This is a genomic window from Ruegeria sp. HKCCE3926, assembly GCF_017872515.1.
GTDB lineage: Bacteria > Pseudomonadota > Alphaproteobacteria > Rhodobacterales > Rhodobacteraceae > Ruegeria.
In genome coordinates this window covers 242,648-258,183 of record NZ_JAEDOU010000002.1, presented here as the reverse complement: position 1 = coordinate 258,183, position 15,536 = coordinate 242,648, and the positions used below count along the sequence as shown (strand labels likewise).

General features: G+C 56.2%; 11 protein-coding genes. 4 read left to right on the top strand and 7 right to left on the bottom strand.

Annotation, left to right across the window (positions count from 1 at the left end):
- Positions 1 to 82: 82 nt before the first annotated feature.
- Genes I9184_RS09365 through I9184_RS09355 form a run of 3 tightly spaced genes read left to right on the top strand, consistent with a single transcriptional unit; the run spans position 83 to position 3,094 of the window.
- Positions 83 to 751 (top strand): response regulator transcription factor, encoded by a 669-nt coding sequence (locus tag I9184_RS09365; protein WP_171636003.1) that lies wholly within the window; start codon positions 83 to 85, stop codon positions 749 to 751.
- Positions 741 to 2,108 carry a sensor histidine kinase gene (locus tag I9184_RS09360; protein ID WP_171723732.1) on the top strand — a complete coding sequence of 456 codons (1,368 nt, stop codon included), beginning with the start codon at positions 741 to 743 and terminating at the stop codon, positions 2,106 to 2,108. Before I9184_RS09365 ends, I9184_RS09360 begins: the two co-directional genes overlap by 11 nt.
- A complete protein-coding gene (locus I9184_RS09355) occupies positions 2,087 to 3,094 on the top strand; it encodes an ABC transporter substrate-binding protein (protein WP_209833982.1) in 1,008 nt (335 codons plus the stop codon). Before I9184_RS09360 ends, I9184_RS09355 begins: the two co-directional genes overlap by 22 nt.
- A gap of 11 nt (positions 3,095 to 3,105) precedes the next feature.
- Here the strand turns inward: I9184_RS09355 and I9184_RS09350 are convergent, their stop codons facing one another.
- From I9184_RS09350 to I9184_RS09340, 3 genes are all read right to left on the bottom strand, one after another.
- Positions 3,106 to 4,422, bottom strand: coding sequence for an HlyD family type I secretion periplasmic adaptor subunit (locus tag I9184_RS09350; protein WP_171723734.1), 1,317 nt, complete (start codon positions 4,420 to 4,422; stop codon positions 3,106 to 3,108).
- Positions 4,422 to 6,119 (bottom strand): type I secretion system permease/ATPase, encoded by a 1,698-nt coding sequence (locus I9184_RS09345; protein WP_209834101.1) that lies wholly within the window; start codon positions 6,117 to 6,119, stop codon positions 4,422 to 4,424. The genes I9184_RS09350 and I9184_RS09345 overlap by 1 nt, the downstream gene beginning before the upstream one ends.
- Positions 6,120 to 6,372: 253 nt before the next feature.
- Entirely contained in the window at positions 6,373 to 7,392 is a 1,020-nt protein-coding gene (locus I9184_RS09340; RefSeq protein ID WP_348539518.1) for an AbrB family transcriptional regulator, read from the bottom strand.
- Positions 7,393 to 7,562: 170 nt separating this feature from the next.
- Between I9184_RS09340 and I9184_RS09335 the strand changes: the two genes are divergently transcribed.
- On the top strand, positions 7,563 to 8,195 hold the full coding sequence (locus tag I9184_RS09335; protein WP_348539517.1) for a GntR family transcriptional regulator: 633 nt from the start codon (positions 7,563 to 7,565) through the stop codon (positions 8,193 to 8,195).
- Positions 8,196 to 8,560: 365 nt separating this feature from the next.
- Here the strand turns inward: I9184_RS09335 and I9184_RS09330 are convergent, their stop codons facing one another.
- The 4 genes from I9184_RS09330 to I9184_RS09315 form a co-directional block, all read right to left on the bottom strand.
- Positions 8,561 to 11,782: a M10 family metallopeptidase C-terminal domain-containing protein gene (locus tag I9184_RS09330; RefSeq protein WP_209833980.1), complete on the bottom strand. Its 3,222-nt coding sequence runs from the start codon at positions 11,780 to 11,782 to the stop codon at positions 8,561 to 8,563.
- 477 nt (positions 11,783 to 12,259) lie between these two features.
- Positions 12,260 to 13,759, bottom strand: coding sequence for a mannitol dehydrogenase family protein (locus tag I9184_RS09325; protein WP_209833978.1), 1,500 nt, complete (start codon positions 13,757 to 13,759; stop codon positions 12,260 to 12,262).
- Complete coding sequence (locus I9184_RS09320) at positions 13,759 to 14,532, bottom strand: L-iditol 2-dehydrogenase (RefSeq protein ID WP_171636015.1); 774 nt, start codon at positions 14,530 to 14,532, stop codon at positions 13,759 to 13,761. The genes I9184_RS09325 and I9184_RS09320 overlap by 1 nt, the downstream gene beginning before the upstream one ends.
- Positions 14,529 to 15,533 carry an ABC transporter ATP-binding protein gene (locus I9184_RS09315; RefSeq protein WP_152460302.1) on the bottom strand — a complete coding sequence of 335 codons (1,005 nt, stop codon included), beginning with the start codon at positions 15,531 to 15,533 and terminating at the stop codon, positions 14,529 to 14,531. Before I9184_RS09315 ends, I9184_RS09320 begins: the two co-directional genes overlap by 4 nt.
- Positions 15,534 to 15,536 lie beyond the last annotated feature (3 nt).

Genomic DNA, 15,536 nt, shown 5'->3' with positions numbered 1-15,536 from the left:
CGCATGGCGGCTCAGATTGGGTGGAACAAAAACACATCAACCTGACATCAACCTGTCACGCAGAAAAAATAGCAAAAATCCCATGAAATTCCTCCTTGTGGAAGACAATCTTGATCTGGCGAACGCCATCTGTTCGCGCATGAGGTTAGACGGCCATGTGGTTGATCATGCGTCTAAATTGGACGAGGCGACTGCCTTTACCGAAACTCAGGAATACGACCTTATTCTGTTGGATATCATGTTGCCGGATGGGGACGGGCGCGACTTTCTCAAACGGCATCGCGCAGGTCATCTGGACACCCCCGTGATCGTTTTGACCGCACGCAGCCAGGTTTCGGATCGAATCGGTTCGCTGGATCTGGGGGCCGACGACTATGTTACCAAACCGTTCGACCACGCCGAACTCGAGGCCCGCTGCCGGGCCGTTCTGCGTCGCAAATCCGGGAATTCACGGACAACGATTGAAGTGGGCGGAATAGTCTTTGATCCATTGGCAGGCCATCTGACCGTAGGGGATGAGACTGTTTCGTTGCGCAACCGGGAGCTGCGCCTACTGGAACTGTTCATCAGCGCGCCTGGTCAGGTTTTTTCGAAACAGAAGCTGACCGACCGGCTTTTTTCATATGATGACGATGTCTCGGACAATGCAATCGAGGTTTACGTTGGCCGCCTTCGTAAACATCTTGAAGCGTCGGACCTGAAGATCACCACGCTTCGCGGTCTTGGATACAGGCTGGATCATGCCTCCTGATCCTTATGTGTCAGGATCGCTTCGGAACAGGCTGGTCCTGACTTTGATCGGCGGTGCCGCTATATTGGCGTTTCTTCTGTTTATCGCGGTTCGCAACTATGCCGCACAGGTCGCGCAACAAGGGCAAGACAACATCCTGGGGGCGTCGGTCACCTCAATTCTGGACGCAGCCGCCTTGCGCGACGGTCAGTTGGAGGTTGATATTCCCTATGCAGCTTTCGCCATGCTCAGCACACCGTCCGACGACCGGGTTTTTTACGCGATTTTTCAGGATGGCGCGTTTTTGTCAGGTTATGAAGATCTGCCGCCGGCCACAGGGCAATTCGACGGCAAGTGGAGCTTTCAAACCAGTCGGATACGGGGTGAAACCATACGTCAGGTCAGTGCTCGGCGAACGCTGGTGGGCCTGAACAAACAAACCGTCATCGAGGTCGCGTTGGGCCAAACGCAGGACGCGCTTGCGGAAACTCTGGACCAGATTTCACGCAACGCGGCGATTTTGGGCATCGGGTTCTTTGCTCTTGCCGCTGCGCTGTCATTCTGGGCCACCTCGTCCACGATTGGCCAATTGAACAGGCTTACGACCTCTGTCACCCGGCGCGGTCCGCAGGACCTGAGCCCATTCAAAAAGCCCGTACCCCGCGAAATGGCGCCTTTGGTGGCGTCGTTGAACTCTTTGATGGGGCGACTCGATCAGTCACTGAGCCAATCGGAGGATTTCATCGCCGAAGCGGCCCACCGGGTGCGCACCCCTTTGGCAACCGTTCGATCTTATGCCGATGCCACGTTGCAGAGGGTTGAAAAGGAAGAAAATCGCGAAGCATTGCGCTCAATGGTGCGGGCGATTGATGAAAGCTCGCGCGCGGCGGGGCAATTGCTGGATCATGCGATGATCACGTTCCGCGCCGATCATCTGGAACGCGAAGACATTGATCTCAATGCTTTGGTCCGTGATCTGGTGCAGCGTCTCACGCCAATCGCCGAGATGAAGGACTTGTCGCTTTCCCTGAGTGGCGATCCAAAGGTTTCCTACTCGGGTGATCCGATTCTTATTCAAAACGCTGTGCGCAACATGATCGACAACGCTCTGAAATATGCCCCTGCCGACAGTGTCGTACGCATCGAGGTCGTTTCGGAGCCACGCATTCAGATAATTGTCAAAGACCGTGGGCCGGGGTTTCCTCCTGACGAGATCGGCACTTTGACGCGCCGTTTCGAGCGCGGGAAGAACGCAAGCGGAACCATCGGATCCGGATTGGGCCTTACAATCGTTCAGGACGTTGCATCTGCACATGGTGGCACACTGGAATTGACCAATCGACAGGGGGGCGGCGCGTGCGTTATCTTATCGCTTTGATTATCTTCAGTCTTCCTGTCGTTGCTGCCGCCCAAACCTGGGAGGACAGGCAGGTTTTCAACGCCTCGGCGGATGAGGCGCATCTACGCGTGATCTCAAGCACGGACACCTTTCTGTTCGAACCCTTGATTGCGGGCTTCATCGAAGAAAACCCCGGTATCTCTGTCGAATACCTGGTGACCGGCACCGCAGATATTGACCGAATAGTCCGCGCCGCACCGGAAGACTTCGATGTCGTCATATCCAGCGCGATGGACCTGCAACTGAAGCTGGCAAACGACGGTTTTGGGCGTATCATCGACGACATACCGCTGCCATCCTGGGCGCAATGGCATCAAAGTCTTTTCGCGTTTACATCGGAACCGGCGACAATCGTAATTAACCGCGCGGCCTTTGCTGGCGGCCCCATCCCCGAGACCCGGCAACAACTGATTGAAATCCTTCGTTTGCGTCCCGATGATTTCAGGGGCCGTGTGGGCACCTATGACATCCGTCACTCCGGTCTGGGATATTTGTTCGCAACGCAGGATGCCCGCGCGTCCGAGACGTATTGGCGGCTTATGGAGGTGATGGGTGGATTGGACGTGCGCCTTTACTGTTGTTCGGCGGATATGATCGATGACCTCGTCAAAGGTGAGATTGCAGTGGCTTACAACGTTCTGGGCAGCTATGCCGAAGCCCGCGCTGGAAGCAAGGACACGGTGGAAATCATTCTGCCGTCGGATTTCCAGACGACCATGATGCGCACGGCCATGGTTCTGAATGGCACCCCTCAACCGGACGCGGCCACGTCTTTTCTCAAACACCTGATTTCCAACCAAACCAAACGGGTAGGCGACCCCGCTACCTTGCCGCCCTTGGCCCCACACGAAACTGGCACCGATCGGGAAACGATTGGGCTGGACCCAGGGCTCATGACATTTCTGGACAGGCTGAAACGCCGCCGTTTTTTGGCTGAATGGGAAAACGCGGTCATCCAGCGATAACCGCGTCCGCATCATTCGCGAAACGCGCGGTTGAAGTAGTCTGCCATCGGTTTCACAAGATAGGACAACGGCGTGCGTTCGTCGGTCTTGATCAATGTCTCAACCGGCATACCCGGCAAAAGTTCCTGGCCATTGAGCCGGTCTATCTCACCGTCATTCAGCACCACTTCGGCGCGGTAAAAGGTGAAACCGGACTGTTCATCCGTGAACGTGTCCGCCGAGACGTTGTTGACCTGTCCTTCAAGTTCGGGCGTTTCGCGTTGATTGAACGCAGGAAAGCGCAGGGCAACGGATTGCCCGACATGCAACTGATCCACATGGATCGCATCCACCCGCGCTGCGACCAACAGCGGCGTGTCCTGCGGAACCACATACATCATGGGTTCACCCGGCTGAATGACCGATTGCAGGGCAAAGACCTGACTGCCGTAAACCGTTCCGCTGACAGGTGCGCGAATTTCAAGCCTGGCCAGACGTTCCGCCAGGGACAAACGTCGTTCCCACAGCTCTGCCACCTGCGCCTGAACGTCCCGCAAAGTGGTGATCGCTTCTTCCCGCCGGGTCGCGGTCAGTTCGACAATCTTGATCTCGGTTGATGCAATCTGTCCTTTAAGGCGCGCAACGGAGGCTTCCAGTTTGCCGATTTCGCCTGTCAGACTGGCTTCTTCGCGTTGCAGCGCCAGCACGCGGCTGTTTTGTGTCAGACCCCTGCTCAACAGGCTTTGCTGATCCTTCAACTCCGCCTCGATCAACTCTGTCTGGCGGCGCAACGAGACCAACTGAGCCTGCGTGCCTGCGATCTCGCTTTCTATCTGAACCAACTGTTTGCGCAGTTGTTCGTCCTGCTTGGACAGCGTTTCCAACCGGGCATCGAACAGGTTCTGTTGCCCTGCAATCAGGTCCGGATCGATATCGTATTCTTTTTGAACCTCAGCCAGGCGCGCCGCCAATTCTTCGGATGTCAGGCCATCCCGCTCGGCCTCCAGCCGGGCCCGGCGGGCCAAAAGATCAAAGAGTTGAGATTCTACGATCGTCTGTTCCGAAGACAGAAATGTGTCATCCAACCGCAAAAGCAAATCGCCCGAGGCAACCGTATCACCGTCGCGCACGAAAATCTCGCCAACCACGCCGCCGTCAGGATGTTCAACGACCTGACGGTTGCTTTGAACTTCGATGACACCCGAAGATACAATCGCCCCGGCCAGCCGCGTTTTCACGGCCCAAAGGCCCAACCCGCCGACCAGAATGCCAAGGGCAAGAAATCCCACCAACGCAGGTATTTTGATGCCCCAGACGGGGACGGGTGTCTTGGTTGATTTTTTCGCCATTATTCACCTACGGGGCTAAGCTTGCGCTTAATCGCGCCCGCATTCTGGACCATTGCGTTCAAAACCTCATCGCGACTGCCGAACCTCACCACCTGGCCTTTTTCCACAACAGCAAGATCGTCACATTCCGAAATAGCCTGCGGGCGGTGCGTCATGATGATGGCAGCCTTTCCCGTTTCCTTGAGGCCGCGCACGGCAGCATTCAAAGCTTCGGTGCCATCTGCGTCGAGGGCCGAGTTCGGCTCGTCCAAAATGAGAAGGACCGGGTCGCCATACAGCGCTCGGGCCAACGCGATACGCTGTTTCTGGCCGCCCGACAACTGACTGTCATTGCCTTCAAGAAAGGTGCCGTAACCCTTTTCCAATGACAGAATCAGTTCGTGTGCCTTGGCCTTCTTGGCCGCCGCCACCACCGCTTCTGAATCCGGGTTTTCCGACATCCGTGCAATATTCTCAGCAACGGTTCCGTTGAACAGGGTCACCTGCTGCGGCAAGTATCCTATGTGGCTGCCCAGATCGTTGGGATCGTATTGGTCCAACGTGGCGCCGCCCAACCGGATCTCGCCAGCTGCCGGTCTCCAAAGCCCAAGCAGAGCCTTGGCCAGGGTCGTTTTGCCCGACCCACTTTTGCCGATCACACCAAGCGCCTTTCCCGGCTCCAGTTTCAGGTTCACATTTCGCAAGGTTGGCGCAGAAGCACCCGGAGGGATTACCGTCAGGGATTTGGCTTCCAACTGGGATTTTGGGATCGGCAAACGAATCCGCTGTTCCTCTGGCGGTGTCTGGTCCAGAAACCGGTGCAGCGAATTCCAGGCCGTGCGGGCCCGTTCGACCAAACTCCATTGGCCGACAGCCTGTTCCACCGGGGCCAAAGCCCGTCCCAAGAGAATCGAGCCCGCAATCATCGCCCCGGGCGTCATTTCGTTTTGCAATACCAACCACGCGCCCAAAGCCAACATGGCAGATTGCAGAAAAAGCCGAAGCGATTTCGTCAGCGACGTGAAGCTACCAGTCCAGTCACTAGCGGAAATGCTTTGACGCAAAGCTTCGGAACGCTGGTTCAACCACCGCCGGGTCACGTCCGCCTGCATTCCCTGAGAGCGCACAACCTCTGCTGCTTGCCTTGCGTGTTCGGAAAAGGCATTCGCCCGCGCCGCCGCGGATTGTGCTTCGGCCACCTTGCGACTGGTCAGGGCCTGGTTGAGCAATGCGATCAGCACAAGCAACACGCCACTTGCAACGGCCAACCAGCCAAGCAGAGGATGAAAAATGAAAATAGCCCCCAGGAAGACAGGCGTCCACGGGATATCCATAATTGCAAGCAGCACGGGCGAAGAGCACAAGGTGCGAATGGTCTCGAGATCCCGCAATGCAGTCGCCGGAGCCGATCGCACCTGGGGCACCAGAGACCGGCGCATCGTGGCTTCGAAAACGCGCTCATCCAGCTGCGACTGGAACCGTGCACCAAAGCGGGCAACGATGCGACCGCGCGCATAATCCAGCATGGCCATCAGCGCATAAAGCAAAGCGACAAGCAAAAACAGTGCGGTCAGAGTTTCAACTGCCCGAGAACCAAGAACCCGATCATATACTTGCAGCATGAACAGCGGACCTGTCAGCATGAGCAGGTTGACGAAGATGCTGAACAAAAACGCCAAGGCCAGAAAGGCAATGCCCTGATTGCGCACGTTGCGCAATTCATGGCGAGGGGCCGCTGATAGGCGGTGTTGAGGTTTCACAGTTTACATTCCACATCATTCGGACAGGCATCGCCGCATTTAGAAAGTTAGTTCAGCATTGCCAAGTTTGCACATGTTTTTTTGAGCAAGAAACCGCAGACAGCGGGATGGAAGAAGCACTTTTTGGCCAATGCCACAAAGAATGTTTCAACCTTTGAACGCGGTGCTTCCGGCGCGCGGAAACTATGCGGTCGCGGCCCAAAACATCTGGCTAATTCCGAGGTCTGGAGCAGCGCAAGATCAGGTTAGCGGCGACGGGCGCGCCGATGATGACCAGCACGATCCGCGTTAGGTGATGGCTGATTACAAAGCCCAGATCAGCGCCCGAGACGATGGCCAGAACCGTCATTTCGGCCTGCCCCCCCGGTGCGAAAGCCAGAAAGGCTTCGACGGGCCGCCCCAAACCAAGAGACGTGACAATGGCAGTGAAACCTGCTGCCAGAACTGCAAGTACGAAAACATATGCAACGCCCGCAGCAACAACCCGGCGCAGCTCCCCCCAGGTTACGCCAACAAATTTTTCTCCAATCGCGCAACCGATGAAAAACTGCGCGACCAGCACGGCTTCGCGCGGCGGGCGAGAATGAATGAAATCCCCCAACGACAAAGCCGCCGTTAGGATCATCGGCCCAAGGATGGATGCGCCGAAAAGCCCTATTCTCTCTCCGCCTTTCCAGCCGATGAAAGCCGCCAGAACCATCAGCAGCAGTTCATGAACAGGAAGCTCACGCGCCGGCTGTCCTATGGGATTGGTGAGTTCCGCATCGTAGAAAAGCGTCAGGAACAACGGCGCCGAAGTGACGATGATCAACACGCGCGTACCGTGGATCAGGGAAAGGGTTCTTGGGTCGGCTCCGGCTTCGGCGCCGAAAATGATCATGTCCTGCAAACCGCCCGGCATCGCTGCGTAAAATGCGGTTTTTTCGTCAAATCCCCAGATTTTTCGAAAAAACGGCACACCAACAAAAGCAATCAGGATTATGAAGACGGGAACCAGCATGATCGATGTGACCATCTTGGGCAGTTCGACGAAAAGTGCCGGCGTGATCGAGGCACCGACTGCTACGCCCAGAATCGTTCTGGCGGCAACGGAAATCTGCCCAAACCCTTGCATTGGCGCCTGGGCAAGCGCGGCGATCAGGCAAGCTGCCATGGGGCCGAACAAGAACGGCAGCGGCAGGTCCAACACCCAAAAGACCGCTGTGCCAAGCACTGCAATTCCAAACGTCACCGACCTTTTCACAAGGGGGGAAGGGTGGTTCTTCAAGATGAGCAAAACCTGAATTCCATTGCCATTGACCCGCAATGTGTTCAACTGTATTCTTTTGGATACAAAGTGCAAGCAAGAACATGATGACCTTTCAGGACGACTCAATTCAGCCAGGCCCCCAAGGCAATTCCGTGTATCAACGGTTGCTGGACGAGATTCGCGAAGGGGCGCTTTTGCCCGGCGATCGCTTGAGAGAGATTGACCAGTCCAATCGGTTGGGCGTCAGCCGAACTCCTGTGCGCGAAGCGATCCGACAGCTCGAGACGGATGGGCTTGTCACGCATGTGCCAAGGCAGGGCGCAACGGTCCGAAGCCTGAGTTATGCCGAGGTAATGGAGCTTTATGAGATGCGTGCCGTGCTTGAAGGCACTGCGGCCCGTCTGGCGGCCCGAGCCGCGTCAGATATCGAATTGGACGAACTTGAGGTTCTGAACGACCAACTTGCCCAGGCAGGTACGGGGCCAGAGGCCGCCCGGATCAACAGGGTATTTCACGCCACCCTGTTGGATGTGGCCAAAAACCGGTTTCTGGCGAAATCCATGCTTTCATTGCAAAAAGCGCTGCTGATACTCGGACCGTCGCAACTGTTGGACAATGAACGGGCGGATGCCGCAGTCGCGGAACACAGGCGCATTATGGCAGCCCTCAAGTCGCGTGATAGCGCTGCCGCCGAGATGGAAATGCGAGCACATATTCAAGCCGGCCAGAGGATGCGCATTCGCGCCCTTCAGGAGCGCGACCGCACAGCCGATCAGGACCAATAGGACCAACGGATTATTCCTCCTAGAAACGTTGCCTAGAATATCACCGTGATCGATGGCGGCAGTTCGCGCGGCACCCTATGGGTTTTGGACGTTGCCAGACCCGCCTAGAAACTCCGGTGCTGCCTTGCTGGCGGCAGGGTGTGTTGCCGCGGCTCCGCTCTGGCAAAAGCCCGACCCAATTCCTGGCGACCCGTCAGCTTGGGCTGGCGTTTTTGCTTTCGTCCAGCTGTTAGGTTCGACAGAGCTGACAACGCGGGCCCGGAAGGCCGGGGTACTGATCGAAATCGCAAGCCTGAGCAGCGAACTACGCCAGAAACTGCACCGTCAGTTTGACAGAACGGGCCGCCTCCAGCGCCAATGCACATCTATATCCAAAAGCTGTCTTCTTCCAAAAGGGGCATCAGTGCCGGGCTGATCTCGTCACCCTCGACGTCCACATTGCCACTCGGAACGGCGGCCAATGCGTCTTCGGAAACGGAAAGCGCTGTGTCCTGAGCCTGATGCAAGCTCACCAGCGTGTAGACGTCTTCTGCGTCTTCGGGAGCCTCAAGATCAGGGGCGAACTTCAGATAATCGACCGTTTCATCCCAATCGGTCTCTCCCAATACTTCTTTCTGATCGCCTTCCGAAAGCCGAGCGAGCTTGGGCAATTGGAACCCCACAGTTCCACTGCCATCGATATCAAAGCCATAGAAGGATTCGACCGCCACCACGTCAGCGACGGTGTTGGAGCTGATAAACACACCATTGGAATCCGTGACCCATTCACCGTAGGACCCATCCGCATTCTTCCACAGCACCCGGTAGCCGCCACCTGAAGCCTCGGCGTGAATGGCCTGCCAGCCGGAGAAGCTGTTCGGTCCGACGGTGGCGTTGTTGAACGTCAAGTTGGTGGTGCCGCCAATCAGATATTCACCTTGGGTTGTCGCCCCCAGCGTTGTCGTGCCGCTGGATTCAATGCTGATCGTTCCATGCCCCGTCAGCCCGTCATTGTTCAGGTCAACACCATAAAAGACCTCTACATCCGCAACATTGCTGATTGTTGTGCTGCTCTGGAATTCACCGGCCGCATTCGTTGTCCATTCACCGTAGGACCCATCCAAGTTCTTCCACAACACCCGATAGCCGCCACCGGATGCCTCGGCCTGAATGGCCTGCCAGCCGGGGAAGCTGTTCGGTCCGACAGTGGCGTTGTTGAATGTCAACTTGGTGGTGCCGCCAATCAGATATTCACCTTGGGTTGTCGCCCCCAGTGTTGTCGCGCCGCTGGATTCAATACTGATCGTTCCATGCCCCGTCAGCCCATCATTGTTCAGGTCAGCGCCATAAAAGACCTCTACATCTGCAACATTGCTGATTGTTGTGCTGCTCTGGAATTCACCGGCCGAATTCGTCGTCCATTCACCGTAGGACCCATCCGAGTTCTTCCACAACACCCGATAGCCGCCACCGGATGCCTCGGCCTGAAGCGCCTGCCAGCCCGCGAAGCTGCCAGGACCGGCATTAACCTGGTTGAGTGTCAAGTCGATGCTGCCGCCGATTATATATGCGCCATTGGTTGACGATCCCAGCGTCGTGGAACCGTTGGATTCGATGCTGGTCGTGATATGACCGATTTGCCCATCATTGTTCAGATTTGCGCCATAGAAGACCTCGACATCCCTAACGTCGTCTATGGTGCGGCTGCTGACAAAACGACCACTGGCATCCGTCACCCATTCCCCAAACGTGCCATCCGCATTTTTCCACAGCACTTTGTAACCGCCGCCCGAAGCCTCGGCCTGAATGGCCCGCCAGCCGGGAAAACTGCCTGGGCCGGCTTTGGCACCGTTGAGGGTCAGTTCAATGGTGCCGTTAATCAAATACGAACCCAGGCTTGACGAAACGAGCGTCGTGGAGCCGTTGGTTTCAACCGTGACCGTACCATGCCCCGTCAGCCCATCATTGTTCAAATCAGCGCCATAGAAGGTCTCAACATCAGCCACATTGCTGATGCTGCTGCTGCTGAGGAACTGACCATTGGCATTGACGGTCCATTCCCCATACGTCCCATCGATGTTTTTCCACAGCACTTTGTAACCGCCGCCCGAAGCCTCGGCCTGAATGGCCTGCCAGCCGGCAAACGTGTTTTGACCAACCGCCTGACCATTATTTACCAGCGTCACGTTCGAGCTGCCTGCATCCAGAACGTAAATGCCCTGACTTGCGTGTTTCAGTGTGGTACCGGTCGTCTCGATATCCGAAAGCTGCATGGCAGCTTCGATATTCAAACGGCTATATACCTGTGACCCATTCAGGAACTGAATGGCCTCGACATCATCTTCCACCGTGAAGGTGATGCGCGACACGGCATCGATAAATTCGTATTTCGTACCGTTTTTAATGAACAGAAAGCTGCTGATGGCGCTGACAAATCGGACTGTGTCAGCACCGCTTCCTCCGGAAAACGAGCCGCCATTGTTGGTCACAATGGCCCAATCGTCGCCCTGGCCGCCGAAAACCTGGTCAGCACCGGAACCGTTCGCCAGATAAATGGTGTCATTCCCCCCGCCGCCATAAACGGTGTTGTTGTTGGTTCCGTCGGACACTGAATAGATTATGTCGTGACCATGATTGCCATTCAGAACGTTCTGAGCGGTATTCCCGACGATCACATCGTCACCGGTCCCACCGATCGCGTTTTCAATCACAACGCCATGCGCGATTGTAAAGCCGCCCTTTATACCCTCTGCGTAAGACACTACGCCGCCGCCGGTCTCGGAATAATCCAGTGTTGCGGCCCGCAAGTCGATCCGCGCCTTCGAACTGCCGACATGCTGGATGGTATCGTTTCCACCAGTATCCCAAATAGACTGATAGCCGGTACCCGCGACGTTTGCCCAAGGAAGCGTGTAGGTATTGTTGGCAGAGTTGTGGTTGGTATTGGCGCCATACATCGCCTGTAACGCAGCAATGTCCAGTGCGCCGAGCCCAGTTGAACCACCATAAGTCGCGTTGACAGAGAGAATTCCGTTCTTTTCGGTCCAGCCATCATTATACGACATCACCGTGTAGACACCCTGATTCAGGCTGCCGGCCCCGAAAGAGTCAAATGGCGATGTGACGCCATTCATCACGGTTGTACCCAAACCGGTGTCGTGGGGGTGACCCAACCCAAGCGCATGACCCAACTCATGAAGCAACGTAGTAAAGAAAAACCCGCCCGGATCGCCGTTTCCATTTGCTCCGGCAGTCCAGTAAGCGGTGTTGAAAGCGCCTACAGAGGGACCACTTGATGGCGTATAGTGGTAGCCAAGCGTTCTGGGATTTGAAAAAAAACTTGTGGGCGCAATAACTTCAACCAAGTCGGCGGAAGCGCTGCCGGATTCGACAAAAGTCACATTTGCGACGGCCTCGATGGCAGAAAGAGCCGCTCGGAATTCCGCCTTGTATTCCGCAGTCCACGCTTGTGTGCCCGCGTATTGTTCGAAGTGATAAGAAATTGTGGTGGTGTTCGAAGGATTGCCGTCACCGTAGGCAACATAACCTTGTATTGGACTGAGCGGCGAAGAAGCGGAAGGTCTTGGTATTATAGTCGTAGTTGCCATTGCTCAGCCCTGTACCTCGGAATACTTGATTGCACTCGGATGCACGCTTAAATTGTTCTTTTTATGACAAACTACTATGCACCGATCTTTTTGAAACAGCAGGTGACACCATGTTTCAAATGACACTTTCTTTCAACGGCAGAACCGTCTCATAAGTGCAACAGAAACCCGTGTTCCTTGGCTGAACCGGGCGTCTGCGGCCGTTTAGGGTTTAGGCATTCTGCCAAGTATTTTTTCATTTTTTTGGACCCGTTCTCGGAGCTTTTGATCCGGTGGCAAACTTTCGCTTATTCCATGGAATCTGTAGTGGGGATTTGCCCAAGGCGGTGAACCGGTCAGAACCGCCGAGGGTGACATCCATGCCATTTTCGGCAGATTGCAGGCCCTATTTGCGCCAACGTCAGACAAAGCTCCAAGGGCCAGATACCGCACCGCATAGGCACCGAGCGAACTGAGCCTCGTTAATGATCTGTTACGTTAACCGTTCGCGACATACTCAGCAATGGCGGCCCGGCTGCCACGCTGCCATATCAGGGTCAGCCAGCGGGCAAAGGCGCTGGAAAACTGTGTACTGATCCCAAAGTCACCGCTGTAGAACCCCTGTTCCAGCCAAAGCTCAGGATCAGTTTTGGACGCTTTTGCGGTGCTGTTCAGGCTTTCCCACTGGGGATCATTGGGAGTGATATCGGAGCCATCCTCACGAATACCCGCACACATTCGGCACCAGAACGCTTCGGCGAGAGCGAGCCCGTTTGCAGAAGACCCTGATGTAAATGCATCGCGGAGCGACGGTAGCAAAAATCCGGGATGTCTTGCCGATCCGTCGAATGCAACCCTGCGTGTGGTGTCGTGAATCGCCGTGTTTGCAAATCGGCTCTCGATCAACTCAAGGTACTCATTTGCAGTGGTCTCGGGAACCGCTTCGACATGCGGAAGGATTTCTTCGACCTGCACTTTTCGAAAAAACGCCACGATGTCCGGGTCCTTCATGCAGTCGGCAATCGTCGAAACATTCATTATTTCTCCGACATTTGCCAACAGTTGATGACCTCCGTTCAAAATGCGCAACTTCATGGTCTCGTAACCATGGACGTTGTTGGTCAGTATTGCTCCGACGTTTTCGAGGGGCGGACGCCCGGCGCAGAAGGCATCCTCGATGACCCATTGGCGAAAGTTCTCATGCGAGACGGGCGCTCTGTCATCGACGCCAAGGGCGCGGCATTGCGATACCAATTGGTCGGTGGTCGCTGGTACGATGCAATCCACCATCGAGTTGGGAAACGCGCCATGCCTGTCGATCCAGTCGGCCAGTTCCGAGTCGGACATGCGCGCCAATCCCACAACACAGTTTCGCAAAATCGTTCCGTTGCCCTGAAGATTGTCGCAGCTGAGCGCCGTGAACGGGGTCAACCCCTCGGCGCGCCGTCGTCTGAGTGCCGCAACCATCGCGCCGAAGGCCGTACGGGGCTGATTGAGGTTTTCGGCGTCATGACGGATATCTGCGTGATCGAAATCGAATGCGCCGCTGTTGGCATCCAGAAAATACCCCCCCTCGGTAACAGTCAGCGAAACGATCCGGGTGGCCGGATCTGCCATCGCGTGGATGAGGGCAGCGTTGTTTTCTTCGATCGGCAGGAAGTCGATCATCGGGCCAACCACCTCGGCGGACATTCCGTTTGGCCCTAACTCGATCAGCGTTGTGAGGCAATCCTGCGCCAGCAATCGTTCTCGCATGACAGCGTCATAGCTTCGCACACCCGCTCCGACGATTGCCCAGTCATGGGCCAGCCCCTGCTGCATGAGCTTGTGAACATACCAGGCCTGATGCGCGCGATGGAAATTACCCAATCCAATATGAACGATGCCCGGCGTCAGATCCGAACGTTCGTACATCGGGGTCTTCACGGTGGTTGGCAGCTTGGACAGACTCTCTTGCCGCAGCCGTGCAGGGGTTTTTGCGTTCGCCACAGGGTCCATCAGCTCATCCAATTTCCGCCGTCGACGTTGTAAGTCTGCGCGACGATGTACCTGGCCTCATCAGAGGCCAGAAAAACCGCCATGCCTGTCAGGTCTTCCGCGCGCCCCATGCGGCCATATGGAACAGCTGCCGCCACTTCACGCTTCTTCTGGCCAAGGGGCTTGCCTTCGTGTTTTGCAAAAAAGGCGTCCACACCATCCCAGTGTTCGCCATCGACGACACCAGGGGCAATCGCATTTACGTTGATCCCATGAGAAATCAGGTCCAGCCCCGCCGATTGGGTCAGGGATATGATCGCCGCCTTGCTGGCGCAGTAGACAGCGACCAAAGGTTCACCCCTTCGCCCGGCCTGCGAGGCCATATTGATAATTTGGCCTTTGGTTCCGTGCTCGATCATATGTTTGGCGACGGCCTGCATCGTAAACAGCGCGCCCGCGACGTTGATGTCAAAAACGCGATTGTAGTCGGCGCGCTCGATCTCGACGATTGGTGCGGCGGTGAAGATGGCCGCGTTGTTGATCAGAATGTCGATTGGGCCGAATTGCGTCGCGGTTTTGGCTATGGCCCTATCGATGCTTTGCTGGTCGGTCACGTCCATTTCGACAGCGAAAGCCGCCGCGCCAATTTCAGCGACCGCGTCCTGTGCCCGCTGGATGTCGATGTCGGCAACTGCGACCCGCGCGCCCTCTGCCACATAGGCCTTGGCAAATGCCAATCCAATGCCCCGCGCAGCCCCTGTGATCAGGGCGGTTTTGCCCGTCAGACGTTTCATTCGATCCGCAGACCGTCTGCGTCAAATCTGTGGATCACATCGGCGCGTGGGGTCAGATGAATGCGATCCCCATGGCGGAAACCAACCTCGCCATCGGCACGAACAGTGATTGTCTCGGCCAATCCGGTGTCGTGGACGTGGAAAAATGTGTCCGAACCAAGATGTTCAGAGACGCTGACGCGCCCGGACCATTCTCCTTCGGAGTCCGACACCGCGATGTGTTCCGGTCGAATGCCGATCGTTTGTGCGCCATGCTTTGCCGCTTCGGGCCCTTCGATAAAATTCATCTTGGGCGAACCAATGAATCCCGCAACAAACAGGTTGCGTGGCGTTCTGTACAGTTCCAGTGGGCTGCCAACCTGTTCGATCACGCCAGCCTGGAGCACAACGATCTTGTCCGCCATGGTCATGGCTTCGACCTGATCGTGGGTGACGTAGATCATCGTTGTCGCGAGGCGTTCATGCAGCTCGCTTATCTCCAACCGCATGCCCACCCGCAACGCTGCGTCGAGGTTTGAAAGGGGTTCATCGAACAGGAACGCGGCCGGTTCACGAACGATAGCCCTACCAATGGCGACGCGCTGTCGCTGACCGCCGGACAACTGACCCGGGCGGCGATCCAGGTAATCGGTCAGGTTCAGGACACTGGCCGCGCCCTCAACCCGCTTGTCGATTTCAGCCTGATCCAGTTTCGCCATGCGCAGCGGAAATGCGATGTTCTTGCGAACGGTCATATGCGGGTAAAGCGCATAAGACTGGAACACCATTGCCAGCCCTCGCTTGGCAGGTGGCACGTCTGTTGCGTCTGCTCCATCGATTTCTATGTGGCCACTGGTGATGTCTTCCAACCCTGCGATCAGGCGCAGCAGCGTGGATTTGCCACAGCCCGAAGGGCCGACGAAAACGGTGAACTCGCCATCTTCGATGGTCAGGTCCAGCGGAGGGATGACCTGAACGTCGCCGAAGCTTTTGGTCACGGACTTGAGTTGTATGCGTCCCATGAG